Raw genomic sequence first — 19151 nt, forward strand, 5'->3', positions numbered from 1 at the left:
ATCAATAAGTTGGAGTCATTACCGACTAAACCAACGGAACCAGCACTACTCTGCTTACTATCAGTAAAAGTCAGATGAGATATCACGGCTTTGAAAAATGGCCACACAGATTTCAGCATACGAATGGCTGATAGCTGCTCAACGTAACCTTTCAGGTGATGCCAGTTATGCAGAATTATTTACAGATTCACTCAAGCCCATTTCTCCCCAAGCATTTTTCCAGCCAGCAATGCGTTTTACCGAAATAGAATGATGCGTTGACTCATCATTCTGTGCACGGTGCCCACCATGTTTATCCAGATAAGCCAAATGAGCCTCATAAATATCATTCCTGATCCACGACAGCGGCGTGATATAGAAAATATTCGGCTCTCGTCCGAGATCAACAAACACCCAAAACGCATTATCTTTTTTATCAAGTGCACATTGGGCAGCATAGTTTGTTGAGGTTTGCCAGGTCCCTGACGTTTTCGCTCTGGTGGTAACTTTATACGTTTTACCGTTAGGGGCATCAAATGTGATGGATGACCTGTTGCCCTCTTTCTGGACGATGGCATTACTGGCACCAAGGCTCGTGAGTTTCTGCAATACCATTAACTGCCCTAATTCTGCTGTAGTCATATTTCCCCCTGAGCTGTTTAAAACAATTTAAGCGATCACATCAAATTTGAAGCGATGAAATAATCCCGTGAAAAATAGCAAAACAACGCCCAATGATTACTAAAAAAGCATCATAAGGAACGTGGAGAAATCGACCAAACAGTTTGCAGCCAAGTTAACCGCTGTTGCAATTGTGGGATGAACTCATTGAGCCAAAACAGGGAAGCAACATAACCCGAAGATCCGCCACCACGACTGAATCGCTCAACGTAAAAGTCGTTGCCGCCCACCCGATTGATTAACGACTTCCCCGTCAGTGACTGAAATGCTGCCGAAATAATATCGCCTAGTTCATTTTTATCTTCAGGAATACAGACCTGACATAAGGCTTGTCGCATCTCCAGCCACAAGAACAAACTCCCTCTCAATCCCCATTGCGTCGGAGCAGGATCAAATAAGTCGGATACAACGGCCCAATCACTTTCCAGATAGCTAATCTTTTTTGCCGCAACTTTATGTACCAACGGGAAAAATATCAGCCTGAAAAAATCCGGTTCAATCTCAAACGTAAAACTACTTGAAACGGAAAAGCGAACAGAATCGACAGTGGATATTGCTTTCCCCGTCAACGCAAAAAAGAGGTGACTTAACCTGGCATCCAATTCGTTAAGGTCATCAGGGCATTGCTCAACACCTGAAGCCGCAATCATTTTATCGACCAAAATTTGGTTGCCATCATAATCAGTGAACAATTGCCGCTCAGTGGAAACCACTTTTCTGAGAATTTGTGCGATGGTCAATTTTTGCGGGAACAGAAGATATTGCAGATCAGGCCGTTTGTGCTTTTCAACCACGATGTCATAAGCAGTCTGCCGCTTAACATTTGTTGTCGCACTTCGGTCAGCGCCAATAGATAACAGTTCTCCCATAACCGACAAATTCGCTCCATGCCATGCAGCCTGATGCAGCGGAGTATAACCTTTAGGTTCACTGGGGTGATTTACCAGATCAGGATAATCACGAAGAATAGGTAAAAGCGTATTCCATTCGCCCTGGAAGGCGAGTTTCAATACTTTATCGCTAACAGACATCATTCCAGCCTCTCTTATTCTGCCCGTTCAGTGTCCCAGCGTAAAAAAATACGCTTTAACTTATCGAGTGTGTGCCGCCATTTTGGTGTGGTCGGTTTGCAGACCGTATTCTGATTACCAAAGAAACCAATCTCATTGACCGCCTCCTGTTCGCTGCGCGTTTCCAGCCATTTCACAGGGACAAAATATTCTGATTTGTCGGGATCGTCGGCGTTGTTGAGATATCCGGCACCAAATTTCAGCACATCCATCGCCAGCTTTTCACCGTCGTCAGTGTTGATGGTGAAGCTACTGGCAGGCTCAACGGCGCTCTGCACAATCCCGACGCCGACGTAACCCGTTGCCGGGATTTTTGCCCAAATTCGATCACCCGGCTGGAGCTGCTTTAACGTCTGGCTGTACCAACTTCCACCACCAGCGCTGATGAATCCGTAACGACGCGCTTCTTCCCAGACTCGGCTTTGCGGATCACCAAACGAGACGTAAAACTCCCCGTTCCAGGATTCTTTTGCGTTAGCATTTGTGGCAGTGGCTTGTGCGGCATTGGTTTGCGTTTCGCTCGGATCGATAAGCCAGGCGCGACTTAAGAACTGCTCATCACCGTGTTGGAAAACTTTGAAGAACAGAACGTTAATCGAGATGCCGTTCTTGCTGAGGTAATCGACAATGCGCTCGGTGGACGGATCCAGCTCCGCCGCCACGATGATGATTTGATGCGACTGGTTGAGCGACTCTTCTTCCAGTTCGGCATTAAAGCGTTGCTTAAATGCCTCCCCTAAATTTCCGCCGCCAGAGAATTTTTCATAAATCTGCGACAATCGATCGGCGGTTAAGTCATCAACCCAGGAGGCGTAATCCAGCGCCTGGGCAACGACTTCACGCGGCGTACGGTCGCGTTTGAGCTCAATCAGGATGAGCGAGGCATCCGGCGCAATCGCCAGCAGATCGATACGCCCTTTATCAAGGGTGTATTCCTGATGGCCGATGATCATCCATTGGTCAGAGAGGATGGTAGGGTCGTTTAAAATCATCTTCTCCAGCAGTTGCTCGCTGCCGAGTTTGCTGATGGTCAGCGGTTGAGGCTTCTCCCCTACCCGCCAGATTGCATGATGAACCGGCATTCGTATTTCCCCGCTAAATCTAAAGTTCAAATCAATATTTTGGTATATACTTTCCCTTTAGAAGAGAAATAATATTATAAAACTATGCATGGCACTTGCTCTCGATAAAATCGAAGAGCGATCTAAATATTTCAAAATTTTCCACAGGAAATGTCGGCACCATTGTTTTAGCAAACTCAGCTTTGTCGCCCACAAACTCGATGATTTCACTACCAGCTATGAAAGGCCGTTTGGTGAACCATTTCTCAAGCAAGTCTTCTTTGTAAAACAATAGTTCGATAGATAAGTGAGAGCCTCCATTTCCGCCCCATGCCTTGTTTTCTTCGTCAATAACTTGCTTTTTAATGTCGCTATTTTTTGGAACAGGAAGTAACAAGGCGTAATGGTATTCATATTTTAATTTTTTAGCTAATCCAGCAAATGGGTCTACAATCAAATCCAAACCTTTGAGCCCTTTCCAATCATTATATGCATCGTCAAAGTCAAATAAGGCAAACATTTTTCGGCTTGGGAAATTCAACTTCAACTCATCACGGGAAAATAAATTCCTCAAAAAATTACGGTCAAAAGCATTTTGAATACCAAACGGGCAACCCCGCCCTGGATTTAACTTCTCCCATGCAATAGTTAGAATAATCTCATCAGTAACGCCTTCAGTAAAAAGTACATTACCCGATGATGATTTGAGAAATTGATTCAATGCCAAGCGGGCTTCAGTTTCTGAAAAAGAAATAACCCCAGCAGACAGTTCACGAATAACTTGACCTTTATCTCGCTTGCAAAATTTCACCTTGTAATTATCAGAATATATCACGGAAATATATTTTTGTTCTAAGGAAGCTATAGTTGAGGCACTGTGAGTAGTCACTAAAATGTGGTTTTTACATAACGCAACCGTGTTAATTTCTTTAACTTGATTAATAAATTGATGCTGCCATTCTGGATGCAAAAAAGCATCAGGCTCATCAAGCAATGTCACACAGTTTTTATTTTTGAAAAACTCCGAGACTGAATAAACATAAACCGACTGAAATTGCCCATCACTAAAGGAACTAATATCACCTTCAATATCAGAATCCAACCGTAAGGGTACAGTTATATCAGAAAGCATTCCTAATACTTTTAGGTTATCAAACTGCTGAAAAAGTACATCCCAGTATTCTTCAAATTTTTCTTGTAATTTCTTTATGGATATATAGAGTATGTAATGATCTTCACCTTGAAAGTATCCTTCATTAACGGATATTTGATCAGTATTATCCCATATGCATTGCGTTAAAGAATCAAGAAATTCTTTAGTAATGCCGACTGCTTTCCAATATCGATCCGTTTCATCGTTAAGCTGAATATTAAAATCTCTTTTACCCTTGGCATAATCAGGGCGATCTAACTTTAATCTAATGACAGGCTCAGTAACTTCTTTGGTGCCAGGTTTTGTTAGACCCAACTTGCTAACTGCAAGTTTATTTAGAATATAATTTCTTGCAGGATTATCTTGATGCTGAGATATAATAAGAGTTAGAAGCAGGCTTTTGTAATCTGGCCCAATCCCAATAATTTTACGTGAATCGGATAACTCAGCACCTTTAATTTTCCTCTGAAATAATGCTTTGTAATTACCAATTAAGCTAGACACAGTAGTATTATGTCCAGTGTAATATACAAGTATATTGTCAGGGAAAGGGATTTTTCCTGATTTTCGTTGGCCATCCTCATCATTGATGAACAACCGATCCTTTGCCCATTCAACTTTGGTCACAATCCCATCAATTTCGTAAAATATATTATACTCAAAACTAATCGTGTTGCTCTCTTGACCAAACTGATCAATATGACGAAAAATCTCAATGATAGCTTCAAAAAAATTAGATTTCCCGCTTGCATTTTTGCCAACAAAAACATCGATGCCATTATTATCATCAAAATCCATCTGGAAGTCATGAATGTTTTTGTATCGCGAAATGTAAATTGATTTTATGCGCACCTAACACTCCTTGGTATTCTATTAATTATGTAATAATGACCACATTAGTTATCAAAATGAAAAACAATAGAATCAGTTAAATTCTTTTTAATATCTTCGCTTTTTACAACTAGATTTTTAAGAGTGTTGACAAACACTAAAATGCTTTCTGCAACTGGGATTACCTTCTTTTGTTCATTATAAGGAGGCAATGCAACAGGCAACAGAGAAATTTGATTTCGTGTAACATTTTTCATTGATGCGCTCGTACCACCAGCTAACATTCCGTAATACTCACGTGAAAGCGTAGAATTATTCACAATATTGATATAGTTCACATCTATCAAATCGGAGAATTGGAAACGTATAATTTTATCACTCAGCATTAAATGCTTAGGCACCGTTTGAGGTACAACCACAGAGCGGGCAACCAACTCGGAGGTATTTGCTCTTGATAAAAGGAAATCATTCCCTTTAACTTCATATTCCTGTTTAGGCTCCAGTTTTACCGGTAGCGCCTTGTTTTCCTCAGCATTGAACTCTCCCCAAGTAACAGCGCTGATTTTCAAGACCCCCCAGTCCTCGCCATTTCTTGGATGCGACTCACATTGCGGGCTCCACCCGGCCTCTGAACCAAGTGCCAAATCACCTAAACGACACCATTCCCATCCCATTGGTAGAACAAAAGGTTTTTCCTCATCACTCACTGGCGGCAAAGGTTTTTGTTTTTTAATTTTACCGTCTTTCACCAGTTGCAATTTTTCCTGCTCAATACGATTTAGCAGTTCGGAAGCCGGTTCGTCGTTAGGATCTTGCGGCACCAGTTTACCCATTACCGCCAGTTGCAGAATGGTTTGCTTAAGCGCGTCAATACTCGCTTCGGTGGTAAATAGCGTGTTGAAATGCTGGCTAATGCGCGCCCAGTTTTCGGCTAATTCTTCTGCGTTTTGACTGTCGGTAAGCGTTGCCAGCAGCGTTTCAACAAGCTGAGAATGCGCATCCAGACTGGTCAGGGATTGCTGTTCCAGTTTGTCACAGAGGGACATTAACTCATTTATTTTGTAAACAATACGTAATTGTTCTGGTAAAGGTGGAACTGGTATTTCGAATAATTCAAGAGTTTTCTTGCTAAGACCTTCAATTGCCATACCAACTTGGCGCCCCCAAATGATTTTTTGTATTACTGGGGATATAATTGCCAAATGAAGAAAACTTACCATTCCCTGTTCAATCAGCCTGATAATTGTCACATGCTGATTAACATTTGCCTCACCTATTCTCTCTGGGAAAATTGTACAGCGGCCTAGAGATGCTCCAGTGATATTCAATAATATATCGTTTCCTTTCACCTGAGTCCCTTCCATTTGAGAATGGACCTCTGAAGAAATAAATACTACATCATCTAACTTTAACTCATCATTCCAAATATTCTGAGAACGTAAAAATGGAATCCCAGAAGAAACATAAGAGTTTTGTCCGCCTCTAGGAGTACTTCCTGAACCAATTTTTGTAGTTAAATCGCCTAAGCGAATTACATCCCACCCGCTCGGCAATTCAAAAGGCATCTCTTCCTCACTAATTTCCGGCAAAGGCTTCTGCTTTTTAATCTTCCCCTGTTTTACCAGTTCTTCTTTCTCAGCGGCAATTCGCTTTAACAATTCAGACGCCGGTTCATCATTCGGGTTCTGCGGCACCAGTTTGCCGCGCACTGCCAGCTCCAGAATCAGCTCGCGCAGTTTCTTGATACCGTAGAGATCGATTTTGCCATTGCTGCCGCGCCCGGCGGTTGAGCGGGTTTGCAGGGCGGAAGTCCAGGTATCGATATGTTGGGTGATCAGTTTTTCAACGGTCATCAGTTCGCCTCCTTGCTGCCCGCCAGCGCGGCACCGAGGATGTCACGTAGCTGATTACGTAGTTCGCTGATTTCCGCCTGCTGCGTCTGGTACTGCGCCAGCAGTTCGTCCGGGTCATGGCTGATGGTTTCGCCCTGGTACGGGTTTTTGATATCGAGGTTGAAGTTGCGGTCGATGATGTCCTTGATACTGATTTTCCACGCCTGATTGTTCTCTTCGCGGCTGGCAAAACCGTCTGCTTCACTGCCCCACCAGTCGATCTCGGTCTGGAACTCTTCAAACTTCATCGGTTTGGTTTTGCTGTAGTTCTTTACGCCATCCGGGTAAGGGTGTTCGTAGAACCAGATGTCTTTGGTCGGCTGGCCTTTGGTGAAGAACAGAATATTGGTTTTGATGCCGGTGTACGGGTTAAACACGCCGTTTGGCAGACGCACGATGGTGTGCAGGTTGCACTCTTCGGTCAGCAGTTTTTTGATTTTGGTTTTGACGCCTTCACCAAACAGTGTGCCGTCTGGCAATACCACTGCCGCGCGACCTTTGTCTGCCAGCACTTCAATAATCAGTTGCAGGAACAGGTCGGCGGTTTCACGAGTCTGCATCTCTGCCGGGAAGTTTTTCTCAATGCCGTCTTCTTCGGTGCCGCCAAACGGTGGGTTGGTGATGATCACATCCAGCTGTTCGTCCCAGGAGGAGAGCGGCTTATTCAGCGTGTTGTCATGGCGGATTTGTACCGGCACTTCGATGCCGTGCAACAGCATATTGGTGGTGCACAGCAGGTGCGGAAGCTGTTTTTTCTCAACGCCATATATCTGTTGCTGCAGAGTTTTATGGTCTTCGGTGGTGTTGACGTAATGCTCTTTCACATGATCGAATGCACAGGCGAGGAAACCGCCGGTTCCGCAGGCTGGATCCATAATCGACTCGCCCAGTTTCGGATCAATACGATTAACCATAAAGCGTGTTACCGCACGCGGGGTATAGAACTCACCAGCGTTACCAGCGCTTTGGAGGTCGCGCAGGATCTGCTCGTAGATATCGCCAAACAGATGGCGTTCCTGGCTGCTGCTGAAATCGATTTCGTTAAGCTTGTTGATGACCTGACGCAGCAACGTGCCGTTTTTCATGTAGTTGTAGGCATCGCTGAACGCCTGCTTGACCACATAACCACGAGGGTTAGTGTCGATTGGTGCGGTCATGTTCTTCAGTTTTGGGAACAGGTCGTCGTTAACGAATTCCAGCAGCGCATCGCCGGTAATCCCTTCGCTGTTCGCCGCCCAGGTACGCCAAAGATAGCGTTCCGGGATAGGCAGGCTGTAGTTATCCTGTTCCAGTTCCAGCTCTTCTTCCTGAGTATCAAAAATCTTCAAAAACAGAAGCCACGAAAGCTGCCCCAGACGCTGGGCATCGCCGTCCACACCTGCATCTTTGCGCATGATGTCCTGAAGGGATTTAATAACTGAGCTAATCGACATGTTGTTATTCCATTCTTAAAAAAGGATGCCACTGGCAGCAAGGGCGGCCAGTGGCAATAAATTTATGCAGTATCAGGCGAAGCGTGGAGGTAGCTGGTAGATTTCGTTTTCCAGTTCATTCACTGCCTGCTCGTAGGCCTGCTTGTCACCAAAGCGGGTTTTGATGATCTCTATTGGACGCCCCAGTGAGTCAAAGGGTTTCAGTTTCAATACCTGAACGTCTTCGATTTCCCGCACGCCTTCATCAGCGTATTTATCCAGCAGCGTGTTAAGCACCTGCTGCGCGGGTTCCGCATATTTTGTGAAGTAATTACGTTTACGCACGTTGGCGGCACGCTCATGGCGCGTTAACGGCGGCTGACCGTACACTACGTGGCAGAGCAGATCAAACGGATCGAGATCTTTTCCGACTTCTTCGGCCAGCACGTCCCACAGAATTCCGAGTTGCTCCAACTCTTCAATGATGACCTGCTTGCGGGGAGCTTCCTGCCATTTGCGCACGAAGCTATCCAGAGACGCATAATCACTGTCTTTGAGCATCGTTTTGCGGGTGTAATCCTGGAAGGATTCCGTCACCAGTTTGCCGTCGGCATCATAATACTGAACGCGCTTCGCCAGCACTTTAACGTCCACACCATTCACATAGAATTTGCGGACTTTGTTTTCGTCATCGTCGTGGAATTCGCCATTTCCGGCGAATTTTTCGCGGTTTACCTTGTATTCGGCTCTCTCTTCCCGCGCTTCATTGGCGAAACTATCATCGTCCTCAGCGTTATCTTCCGCATCGAGTTGGTCATTAAAATCAGACGCCGGGTCCGAAATGTCGTCAGGTTTTACCACCAGCACTTTTTCTGGCAAGCCGTCAAAACGTGGGTCGGCAAATAGCTCTGTCGCTTTTTTGAAGTCGAGAATCGTGAACCACAGCTTGCCGTGCTTTTCGTTGATACGCGTGCCGCGCCCGATGATTTGTTTGAACTTGGTCATCGACTGAATGTTCTGGTCTAACACCACCAATTTACAGGTTTGCGCATCGACGCCGGTACTCATCAGCTCAGAGGTTGTCGCGATAACCGGGTAAGCTTTTTTGGGGTCAATGAAGTTATCCAGCTGCGCCTTGCCAATATCGTCATCGCCTGTGATTTTCATCACGTATTTTTCGTTCTTCAGCACCTGTTCTGGGTTGAGTACCACCAGCGCCTGGCGCATCCGAGCGGCGTGGTCAATATCGTTGCAGAAGACGATGGTTTTATCCATCGGGTTGGTACGTTTCAAATAGTCGGTAATGGTCTGCGCTACCAGCATGGTACGTTCATCAATCACCATCGTGCGGTCAAAATCTTTCAGGTTGTAGATTCGGTCTTCAATCTCTTCGCCGTATTTATCTAACTGACCCTTAACCGGTCGCCAGCCCTGTACATCAACGTCGATATCGACGCGCACCACTTTGTACGGGGCTAAGAAGCCATCTTCAATGCCTTCTTTCAGGGAATAGGTATAAACCGGCTCACCAAAGTAATCGGTGCTGGAGACTTCTTCGGTTTCTTTCGGCGTTGCCGTCAGGCCTATCTGGGTGGCGCTGCCAAAATATTCCAGGATCTCCCGCCAGGCAGAATCTTCAGAGGCGCTGCCACGGTGGCATTCGTCGATGACTATGAGATCAAAGAAATCGGGAGCAACCTGCTTATAGGCTTTTTGATGTTCCTCCGGCCCGGTGATCGCCTGGTACAGCGCCAGGTGTACTTCATAAGCGGGGTCAACGGTGCGCCCGGTAACTTTGGTCATCGCTGAACCAAATGGCTTGAAGTCATTGCGCTTGGTCTGATCGACCAGAATATTTCGGTCAGCGAGAAACAGAATGCGTTTTTTGTTTTTCGCTTTCCACAACCGCCAGATTATCTGGAATGCGGTGTAGGTTTTCCCCGTCCCGGTTGCCATTACCAGCAGAATGCGGTTCTTCCCTGCTGATACAGCATCTACCGTTCGGTTGATCGCCTGCATCTGATAATAACGAGGGGATTTCCCGCTGGCGTCATCGTAGTAGTCCTGGCTGATGACGGGCAGCTGTTCCTGAGTAAACCCTTTCCAGACACAATATTTCTGCCAGAGTTGTTCAGGGGTTGGAAAATCACTGAGAGTAATTTCTGACTCAAGCTGCTGCGGGTTGGTTTTATCGTGAAAAACAAAACCATCACCATTGGTCGCAAACACAAAGGGAACATCGAGCAGGCTGGCGTAATCCAGACCCTGTTGCATTCCTTTACTGATGGCGTGCTGATTGGCCTTGGCTTCTATCACCGCCAGCGGCAAATTCGGCTTGTGGTAAAGCACAATGTCGGCGGATTTAACTTTGATACGCGAGGCCAGTTTGCCACGAACCACAATCTTACCATCGCGGAGTTTCACTTCCTGACGGACCTGCGACATCATGTCCCAGCCAGCATCTTTAACCACTGGCAGGATGAATTTGGTAATGATGTCCGTTTCAGTTAAATGAGCCTTGTTTACGCCAGCCATAGCGGAGCACTCCACGATATTGGGTTAGCTCTGATTTTACACAGATTAGTGCGTTACGTAATGACCTGAAACGAGGTTTTAGGCAACGTCTGGAAAACCATTATTCGTTAGAACAACTTCTACTGCTAACCGACTCATGTAATCGAATAAACAAATCGACACAGCGCCTTGAGAACTCACCATTGTTCATTTCAAGCCATGCACGATTACTCGAAAGCCAATCCCTGTATTCAATGGGATCAAGGTCATGCGACAAATATCCATTAAAGCTGCGCCACCATGGCCACCATGCACTCGCTTTCGCCCCTGTAGGGAAATCTATTTTGAGCTGTTGCGCAGCCAGCAAAGCTGATTCGGTAGCATTCGAAGCATTATCCAGCTTGATACCGTAACTCCAATCCTGATAACTCCCTTTGGCAGGTTCGATACAGTAGTGCCAGCCAATGGCCTCTGGTGGGCGCAACCCAATCCCGTAATCTGGATATAATTTTCGGCATACCTCCCAGCCTGCTGGTGCTATCAAAGCCGAAGTCGCTTTTTTAGTCAGCGTTTGATAAATGCTATTTTGCAGGCTTAGTAGACTTAACGTGGTATCCAGCGTTGATTCGTCAGTAAAGATCTTGTCTAACAAAACATCCACAACCTTCCCCTCCCTGCAATTCAGCACATTCACCGAAATAAAACGCTGCAAATCGAATAGAAAGACTCGCAAGCGGTAAGGTATATCATCATTTTTGCACAGCCCCTCAAGCCAAACGACGAGCCTTTGATATGACAGGAGGACAAGCTCACCAGACTGAAGCGCGGCGTCACATTGATGCTCATCAATACTAAACGGAGTTGGCTTGCTCCCTTCAGGAGTCAGGTAAATCAGCAGCGTTTCGTTTAGTACGCTGCGGCGCTTTCTTAGCTCGTGGAGATAGTCCAAAACCTGATTGGGTTGATCGGCGGCACTGGGTTTGTTCTCTATACCAAGTGTCCATCGCTCCCCTTGTACGACGATATCAATTCGACGTTTAGTGCCCAGGGCATCAGTCTGCTGTTCGCACTCAACAAACCGACAAGATGTTGCATCCCATAAGCTTTTCCCAATCAAATCGAGAAAGGTGCTGAGAAAGTGAGCTTGCTGACCATGAACACCGCGCACGTCAAGCAAATCAGCCAGGATGCGTGAAAGGCCATTTTCGTCAGCAGTGATATACCGAAAGACATTAAACTCAACAGCATCTTTTTTGTTGAGATTTTGGTGCGTCCGTCGGGCTTCGTTGAGCCACTCTGTCATTTGGTTCAGCCAATGATTACCAGTCATATCACTCCATCACACGCAGCTTTCATGCTCGGGACGGCTATATTAACAGCTCAATGCCTCATACAGCATAATGTCGGCCATATGATGCCTTGCCATTCCCGGATTACATTCCTGCTTTGCCCAAAATCATCATTCTGACGGCCCTTGATGGTATTTTTGCTGGTACCAGACATCCACTCTAAAAATAAAACCATCAATATCATAAAATTAGAAAGTTATTCGATTCCTGCAGGGACACCATAGCCTGCCATTTTATCCCCGACGCTTTGCAACTCCCCGCAATCTGGCATCCCCCCGGACGTTAAGGGTATAATCCTGAGAACTCTTTTTACTGGATTTAGAAACGAATATGACAAAACTCACCCTACAAGAGCAGATGCTTAAAGCTGGCTTAGTCACCAGTAAAAAAATGGCGAAGGTGCAAAGAACAGCGAAAAAGTCGCGCGTTCAGGCGCGTGAGGCCAGAGAGGCGGTTGAAGAAAATAAAAAAGCACAGGTTGAGCGTGATAAGCAACTCAGCGAGCAGCAAAAGCAAGCAGCCCTGTCGAAAGAATACAAAGCTCAGATTAAGCAGCTGATTGAAATGAATAAAATCACCATTTCAAGAGGCGATATTGGTTATAACTTTACCGACAACAATCTGATTAAAAAAATCTACGTTGATAAAGTTACCCAGACTCAGTTAATCAAGGGGCGTCTTGCCATTGCGCGTCTGGCCGCTGAAAGTGATCGCGAGAGCGAATACGCCATCATCCCGGCGGTGGTTGCCGATAAGATCGCGCAGCGTGACGCCAGCTACATTGTCTTAAATTGCGAACTGAGCCAGGAAGATAAGGACGAAGATGACCCGTACGCTGACTTTGTCGTACCTGATGATTTGATGTGGTAAGAGATATGGCCAGATGATTTTCTGGCCTCTGTTCGAATATTTCGATGAGCGCTAGAACTTATAGTGCTCTTTACTCAGCCCGTATTTTCGCATTCTCAGATACAGCTTCTTACGCGGAATTTGCAGATACTCTGCCACCTCATTAATCCGCCCCTGATGGATATTGAGCGCTTCCGTGATGATTTGTCGTTCATACTCTTCTACCCGACGATCCAGCGGGGTCGGCTCGGGCATATGCATCTGCGGGTTGGCAGTTTCAGCCAACGGGAGTAACCCGACGGCAAACAACTCTGCGGCATTTGCCAGTTCCCGTACATTGCTCAACCATACTCGTCGCCGCATGCCTTTTAGCAATTCCCCGTCGACTTCAGGCACGGGATGGTTTAACCGCAGACAGGCTTTATGCAGGTAGTGATGAAATAACGGCTCAATGTCGTCCGGGCGCAGAGACAGCGGTTGGCAGGCGATTTGCGTCATGGCAAAGCAATAATAGAGTTCTGCAACAATCTGGTGGGTTGCCGCCAACTCCACCAAGGACGTCTCCCCGATCCCAATCAAGCGAAAAGGACGCCGCTCTTGACTTTGCAACTGCACCAGATGGTGCTGCTGCTCGCGCGTCAGGCATTCAATATGACTCAGTACCAGCGTTCCACCTTGAGCCTGATCAATGAGCGCGTTGAGCTGAACCGCATTTCCGGATGTCAGGTCTGCACGTATAAATGGCCCGTGGACATTGCGCCCAAGCTGATGCAGATACCGCGCGCCCGTCATGCGTCCTGTTCCGGGTTCACCATAAAACCAGACGGCGATATCCGTTTCTGCCAGTTGCTGTAGTCGCTGGCGGAATTGCGTTGCCCAGTCACTGTATCCGACCAGTTCAACCTGTAATTTCTGCTGGCAGTAATGACGACGCGCAATTACGGACTGCCTCTGACGCAGGGCATCCTCAACCTGCGCCAGCAGCTTGCCAGGATCGACCGGTTTTTGCAGAAAGTCCCATGCGCCTTTCTTCACTGCATCCACCGCCATCGGGACATCGCCGTGCCCGGTGATCAGCAGGATCGGCAGTTGATTATCATCCTGATGAAACAGAGTCATCAGATCGATCCCCGAACAGCCTGGCATACATACATCGCTTAATACGATCCCTGGCCAGTCGGCAGGCATCAGATTTCTGGCGTCAAACGGATTGTTACAGGCCAGGACGCGATATCCTGCCTGCTCCAACAATAACGTGTAAGCATCGAGCACATCGGCATCGTCATCAATCAGCAGAACAGAACATTCATCACTCAACATCATTTACATCCGTCAGGTTGAATTGCAGGACTACGCAGGCATTGCGCTCCAGCGTTGACGCCAGGCGTAACTCACCGTTCATTTGCGTCATTAACGATACACAAATCGACAAACCAATGCCGAGACCCACATCCTTACTGGTCGTAAATGGCTTCAATAGCGACGGTAACAACGCCTGAGGCCAACCGGGTCCGTTATCAGCGATCAATACGCACAGCGTTTTGCCCTGAGCCCGCCAGCTCACCTCAATTTCAGCCGTAGCCGGACAGGCGTCGAGCGCGTTTGCCAGCACATTAACCAGTACCTGCTGGATCCTAACCTCATCACCGAGTACCCATACGGTCTCCGGCGGGAGCGTCAGCCTGCCCTGCTGTGGCTTATGACGCATGGCTAACAGTTCCCAAGCCGCACTAAAAGTTTGCCGCAAATCAACCGGATGCAACGGCGCCCCCGGCTCGGCCCGACGCGCAAACTGGCGCAGCGAGCGAATAATGGCATCAATGCGGGTAATCAGCCCTTGCGCTTTGGTTAAAGTGCTTCTTGCCTGCGCTGGTTGTCCCTGTTCAATGGCCCTTCCCGCCGTAAACAAGTACATCGATAGCGCGTTCAGCGGTTGGTTTATTTCATGCGCCAGAGTGGTCATGGTCTGGCCGACCACCGCCAGTTTCGCCGTCTGAATCAGCTCATCCTGCGTGGCGCGAAGATCGGACTCAATCTCTTTACGCTCAGCCACTTCCTGCTCAAGCTGATTTTTTTGCGTATTAAGCTGCCCCAGCGTATGGCGTAGCAAGCCCGCGATGCGCCCTAACTCATCGCGACCATACACCGGGATAGTTGCATCCGTTCTACCGAGACCGATCTGCACCACGGCCTGATTCAGTGCGGTAAAACGCTTCACCAGTCGGGAGCGGATAAAGTAGTGGTTGAGCGTCCAGGCGAGAAGCAGCGCCAGTAACGTCGCCAGCAGAATCAGTCCACCGCTGACGCGAACAATCTGCTCCAGGCGCTGATTAAACATCTGCATTTGCTGATGACTGCTGCCTAGTTGCGCCTCAAGCAAGGTACGAAAGCGCCCAAGCGTCGCTTCTCTGGCGTGATTAGCATCAACGAGGGCCTTTTGCGCCGCCACGTAGTCGCGCATTGTGTCGGGCATTTTATTTTTCATCATGCCAATTTCCAGCAACTCATCAATAGTTTGGCGCAACGTTATGGTACTGGGCCAGTCATCCAGCGTACGGATATTTTCATCCGCCGTTGTTTTCAAATTTGCCAGATAACGAATGTGGGTCTCCACCAACATACCGTCATCGCTACCGGACTTCAGCTCGTTCAGCCTGTCACGCAGATCGTCGACGATTTGATTCTCAATTCTCGCCAGTGTGTAAACCTGCTGCTGTTCGTTTTGCACTTCCCGGGCACGTTTCAGGTATTGCGCCGCATCACCATTTTTGGCCTCAATTTGATCCAGCAGAGTTCCCTGTTGCCAGGTAAAATCCTGCACCAGTGAGTTCAACTCGGTCGTAAAATCATCATGCAGCCAATCTATGCGCGCAGACAATTCACTTACTTTTTCTCGCACCAGAAACATGTTGTAGAGCACCCTGTCCAGCTCCGTCATCAGGGTACGGCTGTCTTGCAAAATGACCGCCAGTTGCTGCTGTTCCGCGGGCTGCAATCCACGGCTTAACGCCTCAATCTTATCCAGATGCTGGATTATCTGGTTGCGCAGTTGCAGTCTTACCGTGGTATTGGGAGCCAACAGGAACTCATTGAGCTGATCCACCACCAGGTTGAGATTGCCTTCAATTAAAAAAGCGGAATGGACGCGCGGGAAGTAGTCATCCAGCGAATAGCGGATCTGCGAGCTCTGCTCATGCCAGGAATACAGACTGACGCAACTCACGCTTAACGTCAGTAACGCCCCTGTCAGGAAGGCCCCGCGCAGACTGCTGCTAATGCTAAGCTGACGAAGACGTTGCAGTAACGACCCGCCCTTCATTTTAATTCTTCCAGTTTGGCGATAGCCTGGCGCTGGTTTTTGAGAAACCATAGCTGCCATTCCATCATCTGCTGTTCAGCAACGCTTTTATTCTCGAATTGCGCAAGCCAGGCCTCATCTTCACTACTGCTGGCGTCTATCGGGACGCTGGTCAATAACGCTCGTATTTCAGGGAGTGGCCGTTTTAGCCGCGCTTCGGCGCTATACAGCGCTCGCCAGGCATCCTTCAATTGCGCGAGACGAAAACTGATAGCGGTATCAAACATCCGCTGCACCAGCTGCTGCCGCTTGAGGATCAGGCGATAATTTAGTGGTGGCTGGTCCATCAGTATGGCCTGCTGAGCAGCACGCGGATTATCGGCGGGCAACCGCGTGACCGGATATTTCCCGGTATTCGCATCGGCAAGGATCCGCTGCCCTTGAGGACTCAATAAATAGCGAATAAAACGACGGGCTTCACCGGCATGCTGGCTATTGTTCAACACCGCCACATAGGTTGGCGACACTGCGGAATGCGGAAAATAGTTAAACGCCAGATGCGGGTCGTTGAGCAGCAGATTGGCGTAATTATCAATCACCGGCCCAGCGACGCCTAATCCACTTTTAATTTTGTCAGCAACGCCGAAACTGCGCGAGGAAATCGTCACCAGATTGCCGGCACTCGCCAGCAGCGTCGCCCATCCTTGTTCCCACCCTTTTTGCTGCAGCAGTGATTCCACCATCAAATGGTTGGTATCCGAACGTGACGGGCTACTCATCAACAGCGCGCCCTGATACCGGGGGTGCGTTAAATCCCCCCAGTCAGTCGGAGCCGGTAAATGCCGCGCCGCCAGCGCAGAACGGTTAATCAACAGGCCAAAACCTGATATTGCCACCGCCACGGACGTAGAACGGATGGACTCCGGCACCAGGCGTTGACTCTCAGGCAGCGCATTATCAAACGGAGCCAGCTTCTGATGTTCCTGCAAATGCTGCAACAGCATGGGAGAGGAGGTCAAAATCAGATCAACATTGTCCGCGTTCGCCGTATCGAGCAGTTGTTCCAGAGAGGCACTGGTGCGGTTTAGCGTACGAATCATTACCGACCCTGGCTCGGTTTGCCATTGCTGGATAATCCATGCCGTCGCGCCAGGGGAGAACGTCGTGGCCATGACGAGCTCTTTACCCTGTGCCTGGCTGGCCATAGACAGCAACGTAAAACAAAGCGACAGGATGATCATCCGCCCCTGGTCGCAAAGCCTGTTTGTGATCCCGTTCATAAATACCAACATGTTCGAAAAATAATATTGAGACAAAACTTACCCGTTTACCCCAACTCAGGGGAAAGGTAAGGTGGTTATAAAAATAACCAAGCCGAAAGCGAAAGCATGGGTACAGAATACCTTAAATTACCGATTAAAATTGTTAGTATCCGCACATGCTGGCTATAAATTCCCGCTAAAAATAAAAAACACACACCTCTGTTAATTTAAAAGAGTCAAAATTAGTCATTCTTTGGTTAAGTTGAGTCAATACTGACACATTTCATTGAGTTGAATTCCATCACCGTTTATTTCACCCTGCACAACGAAAACTCCTGATATTCACATCAATATAAATTTAGGTGATGATATGCTTTCAATATTTAAGACAGGACCATCGGCAAATAAAGTCCCGCCGGAGCAAGTCCAGGCGACATATGGTCGATACCGGATGCAGGCGCTACTTAGCGTATTTCTCGGCTATCTTGCGTACTATATTGTACGTAATAACTTCACACTCTCTACGCCGTACCTGAAAGAACATCTGGATCTCAGTGCCACCCAAATTGGTCTGCTCAGCAGTTGCATGTTGATTGCCTACGGGATCAGTAAGGGTATTATGAGCAGCCTGGCCGATAAGGCCAGCCCCAAAGTCTTTATGGCATGCGGTCTGGTCTTGTGCGCCATCGTGAACGTCGGGTTAGGTTTCAGCACCGGATTCTGGATATTTGCCACACTGGTAGTGTTCAACGGCTTATTCCAGGGGATGGGTGTTGGCCCCTCATTTATAACTATTGCCAATTGGTTCCCACGTAAAGAACGTGGACGCGTTGGCGCCTTCTGGAATATCTCGCACAACGTTGGCGGCGGTATTGTCGCCCCGATTGTAGGCACCGCTTTTGCCATTCTGGGTAGCGAACACTGGCAAAGCGCCAGCTATATTGTCCCCGCCTGTATCGCCGTGTTATTTGCCTTTATTGTTCTAATGCTGGGTAAAGGTTCGCCACGTAAAGAAGGTTTACCACCGCTGGAAGAAATGATGCCGGAAGAAAAAGTCGTGCTCAACGCCCGACAGGTCACCCAGGCACCGGAGAATATGAGCGCCTACCAGATCTTTTGCACCTACGTGCTGCGTAATAAAAATGCCTGGTATGTCTCTCTGGTGGACGTGTTTGTCTATATGGTGCGTTTTGGCATGATCAGCTGGTTGCCGATTTACTTGCTTACCGAAAAACACTTCTCAAAAGAACAAATGAGCGTGGCATTTCTGTTTTTTGAATGGGCGGCCATTCCTTCCACATTGCTGGCCGGTTGGCTTACCGACAAGTTGTTTAAGGGTCGCAGGATGCCGCTGGCAATGATTTGTATGGCGCTGATCTTCGTCTGTCTGATCGGCTACTGGAAAAGTGAATCCCTGGTGATGGTGACTATTTTCGCCGCCATTGTCGGTTGCCTGATTTACGTTCCTCAGTTCTTGGCATCCGTGCAGACCATGGAAATCGTCCCCAGCTTCGCCGTCGGTTCAGCCGTAGGGTTACGCGGATTTATGAGCTACATTTTTGGTGCATCACTAGGAACCAGCCTGTTTGGTGTGATGGTCGACAAAATGGGCTGGCACGGGGGATTTTACCTACTGATGGGGGGGATCGTCTGCTGCATCGTGTTCTGCTACTTGTCCCACCGCGGCGCGCTGGAGTTGGAACAACAGCGAAAAGATGCCCAGCAAGAAGAAGCGGCTTTAGAGCTTGCTGATGCCCGGTAATCTGTTCTAGGTCGATAAAAAAGTGCCAGCATCGCTGG

13 protein-coding genes are annotated in these 19151 nt (G+C 47.8%); 2 read left to right on the forward strand and 11 right to left on the reverse strand.

Annotation, left to right across the window (positions count from 1 at the left end; genetic code table 11):
- Positions 1-165 precede the first annotated feature (165 nt).
- From FDW95_RS06455 to FDW95_RS06490, 8 genes are all read right to left on the reverse strand, one after another.
- Positions 166-621 carry a hypothetical protein gene (locus FDW95_RS06455; RefSeq protein ID WP_115257865.1) on the reverse strand — a complete coding sequence of 152 codons (456 nt, stop codon included), beginning with the start codon at positions 619-621 and terminating at the stop codon, positions 166-168.
- A 110-nt stretch (positions 622-731) separates the two neighbouring features.
- On the reverse strand, positions 732-1694 hold the full coding sequence (locus FDW95_RS06460; protein WP_115257864.1) for an ankyrin repeat domain-containing protein: 963 nt from the start codon (positions 1692-1694) through the stop codon (positions 732-734).
- An 11-nt stretch (positions 1695-1705) separates the two neighbouring features.
- A complete protein-coding gene (locus FDW95_RS06465) occupies positions 1706-2812 on the reverse strand; it encodes an endonuclease NucS domain-containing protein (RefSeq protein ID WP_115257863.1) in 1107 nt (368 codons plus the stop codon).
- Between the two features lie 82 nt (positions 2813-2894).
- Positions 2895-4796, reverse strand: coding sequence for an AAA family ATPase (locus tag FDW95_RS06470; RefSeq protein WP_115257862.1), 1902 nt, complete (start codon positions 4794-4796; stop codon positions 2895-2897).
- Positions 4797-4840: 44 nt separating this feature from the next.
- Complete coding sequence (locus FDW95_RS06475; protein WP_115257861.1) at positions 4841-6628, reverse strand: restriction endonuclease subunit S; 1788 nt, start codon at positions 6626-6628, stop codon at positions 4841-4843.
- Entirely contained in the window at positions 6628-8100 is a 1473-nt protein-coding gene (locus tag FDW95_RS06480) for an N-6 DNA methylase (protein ID WP_115257860.1), read from the reverse strand. The genes FDW95_RS06475 and FDW95_RS06480 overlap by 1 nt, the downstream gene beginning before the upstream one ends.
- Positions 8101-8172: 72 nt before the next feature.
- Positions 8173-10614, reverse strand: coding sequence for an EcoAI/FtnUII family type I restriction enzme subunit R (locus tag FDW95_RS06485; protein WP_115257859.1), 2442 nt, complete (start codon positions 10612-10614; stop codon positions 8173-8175).
- 100 nt (positions 10615-10714) lie between these two features.
- A complete protein-coding gene (locus FDW95_RS06490; RefSeq protein ID WP_115257858.1) occupies positions 10715-11923 on the reverse strand; it encodes a PD-(D/E)XK nuclease family protein in 1209 nt (402 codons plus the stop codon).
- Between the two features lie 349 nt (positions 11924-12272).
- Here FDW95_RS06490 and FDW95_RS06495 point away from each other — a divergent pair, with 349 nt between their 5' ends.
- On the forward strand, positions 12273-12812 hold the full coding sequence (locus FDW95_RS06495) for a DUF2058 domain-containing protein (RefSeq protein ID WP_096756304.1): 540 nt from the start codon (positions 12273-12275) through the stop codon (positions 12810-12812).
- A gap of 51 nt (positions 12813-12863) precedes the next feature.
- Here FDW95_RS06495 and pgtA read toward each other — a convergent pair whose 3' ends face one another.
- From pgtA to pgtC, 3 genes are read right to left on the reverse strand one after another with little or no spacing between them, the layout of a single operon-like run.
- Complete coding sequence (gene pgtA, locus FDW95_RS06500) at positions 12864-14111, reverse strand: two-component system response regulator PgtA (RefSeq protein WP_115257857.1); 1248 nt, start codon at positions 14109-14111, stop codon at positions 12864-12866.
- The gene (gene pgtB / locus FDW95_RS06505; protein WP_115257856.1) at positions 14101-16110 is read right to left on the reverse strand and encodes a two-component system sensor histidine kinase PgtB; all 2010 of its coding nucleotides are present in this window, start codon (positions 16108-16110) and stop codon (positions 14101-14103) included. Before pgtB ends, pgtA begins: the two co-directional genes overlap by 11 nt.
- Positions 16107-17330: a phosphoglycerate transport regulator PgtC gene (gene pgtC / locus FDW95_RS06510; protein ID WP_115257855.1), complete on the reverse strand. Its 1224-nt coding sequence runs from the start codon at positions 17328-17330 to the stop codon at positions 16107-16109. Before pgtC ends, pgtB begins: the two co-directional genes overlap by 4 nt.
- A 391-nt stretch (positions 17331-17721) precedes the next feature.
- Between pgtC and pgtP the strand changes: the two genes are divergently transcribed.
- Positions 17722-19113, forward strand: coding sequence for a phosphoglycerate transporter PgtP (pgtP, locus tag FDW95_RS06515; RefSeq protein WP_115257854.1), 1392 nt, complete (start codon positions 17722-17724; stop codon positions 19111-19113).
- The last annotated feature ends 38 nt before the right edge of the window (positions 19114-19151 follow it).

It is taken from the genome of Citrobacter sp. wls718, assembly GCF_005280945.1.
Taxonomy (GTDB): Bacteria; Pseudomonadota; Gammaproteobacteria; order Enterobacterales; family Enterobacteriaceae; genus Citrobacter; species Citrobacter gillenii.

Coding starts and splice junctions, on each gene's coding strand:
- pgtB (WP_115257856.1), bottom strand. CDS start 16,110: ATGAAGGGCGGGTCGTTACTGCAACGTCTTCGTCAGCTTAGCATTAGC.
- pgtA (WP_115257857.1), bottom strand. CDS start 14,111: ATGTTGAGTGATGAATGTTCTGTTCTGCTGATTGATGACGATGCCGAT.
- FDW95_RS06495 (WP_096756304.1), top strand. CDS start 12,273: ATGACAAAACTCACCCTACAAGAGCAGATGCTTAAAGCTGGCTTAGTC.
- FDW95_RS06485 (WP_115257859.1), bottom strand. CDS start 10,614: ATGGCTGGCGTAAACAAGGCTCATTTAACTGAAACGGACATCATTACC.
- FDW95_RS06490 (WP_115257858.1), bottom strand. CDS start 11,923: ATGACTGGTAATCATTGGCTGAACCAAATGACAGAGTGGCTCAACGAA.
- FDW95_RS06455 (WP_115257865.1), bottom strand. CDS start 621: ATGACTACAGCAGAATTAGGGCAGTTAATGGTATTGCAGAAACTCACG.
- pgtC (WP_115257855.1), bottom strand. CDS start 17,330: ATGATCATCCTGTCGCTTTGTTTTACGTTGCTGTCTATGGCCAGCCAG.
- FDW95_RS06480 (WP_115257860.1), bottom strand. CDS start 8,100: ATGTCGATTAGCTCAGTTATTAAATCCCTTCAGGACATCATGCGCAAA.
- FDW95_RS06465 (WP_115257863.1), bottom strand. CDS start 2,812: ATGCCGGTTCATCATGCAATCTGGCGGGTAGGGGAGAAGCCTCAACCG.
- FDW95_RS06460 (WP_115257864.1), bottom strand. CDS start 1,694: ATGATGTCTGTTAGCGATAAAGTATTGAAACTCGCCTTCCAGGGCGAA.
- pgtP (WP_115257854.1), top strand. CDS start 17,722: ATGCTTTCAATATTTAAGACAGGACCATCGGCAAATAAAGTCCCGCCG.
- FDW95_RS06475 (WP_115257861.1), bottom strand. CDS start 6,628: ATGACCGTTGAAAAACTGATCACCCAACATATCGATACCTGGACTTCC.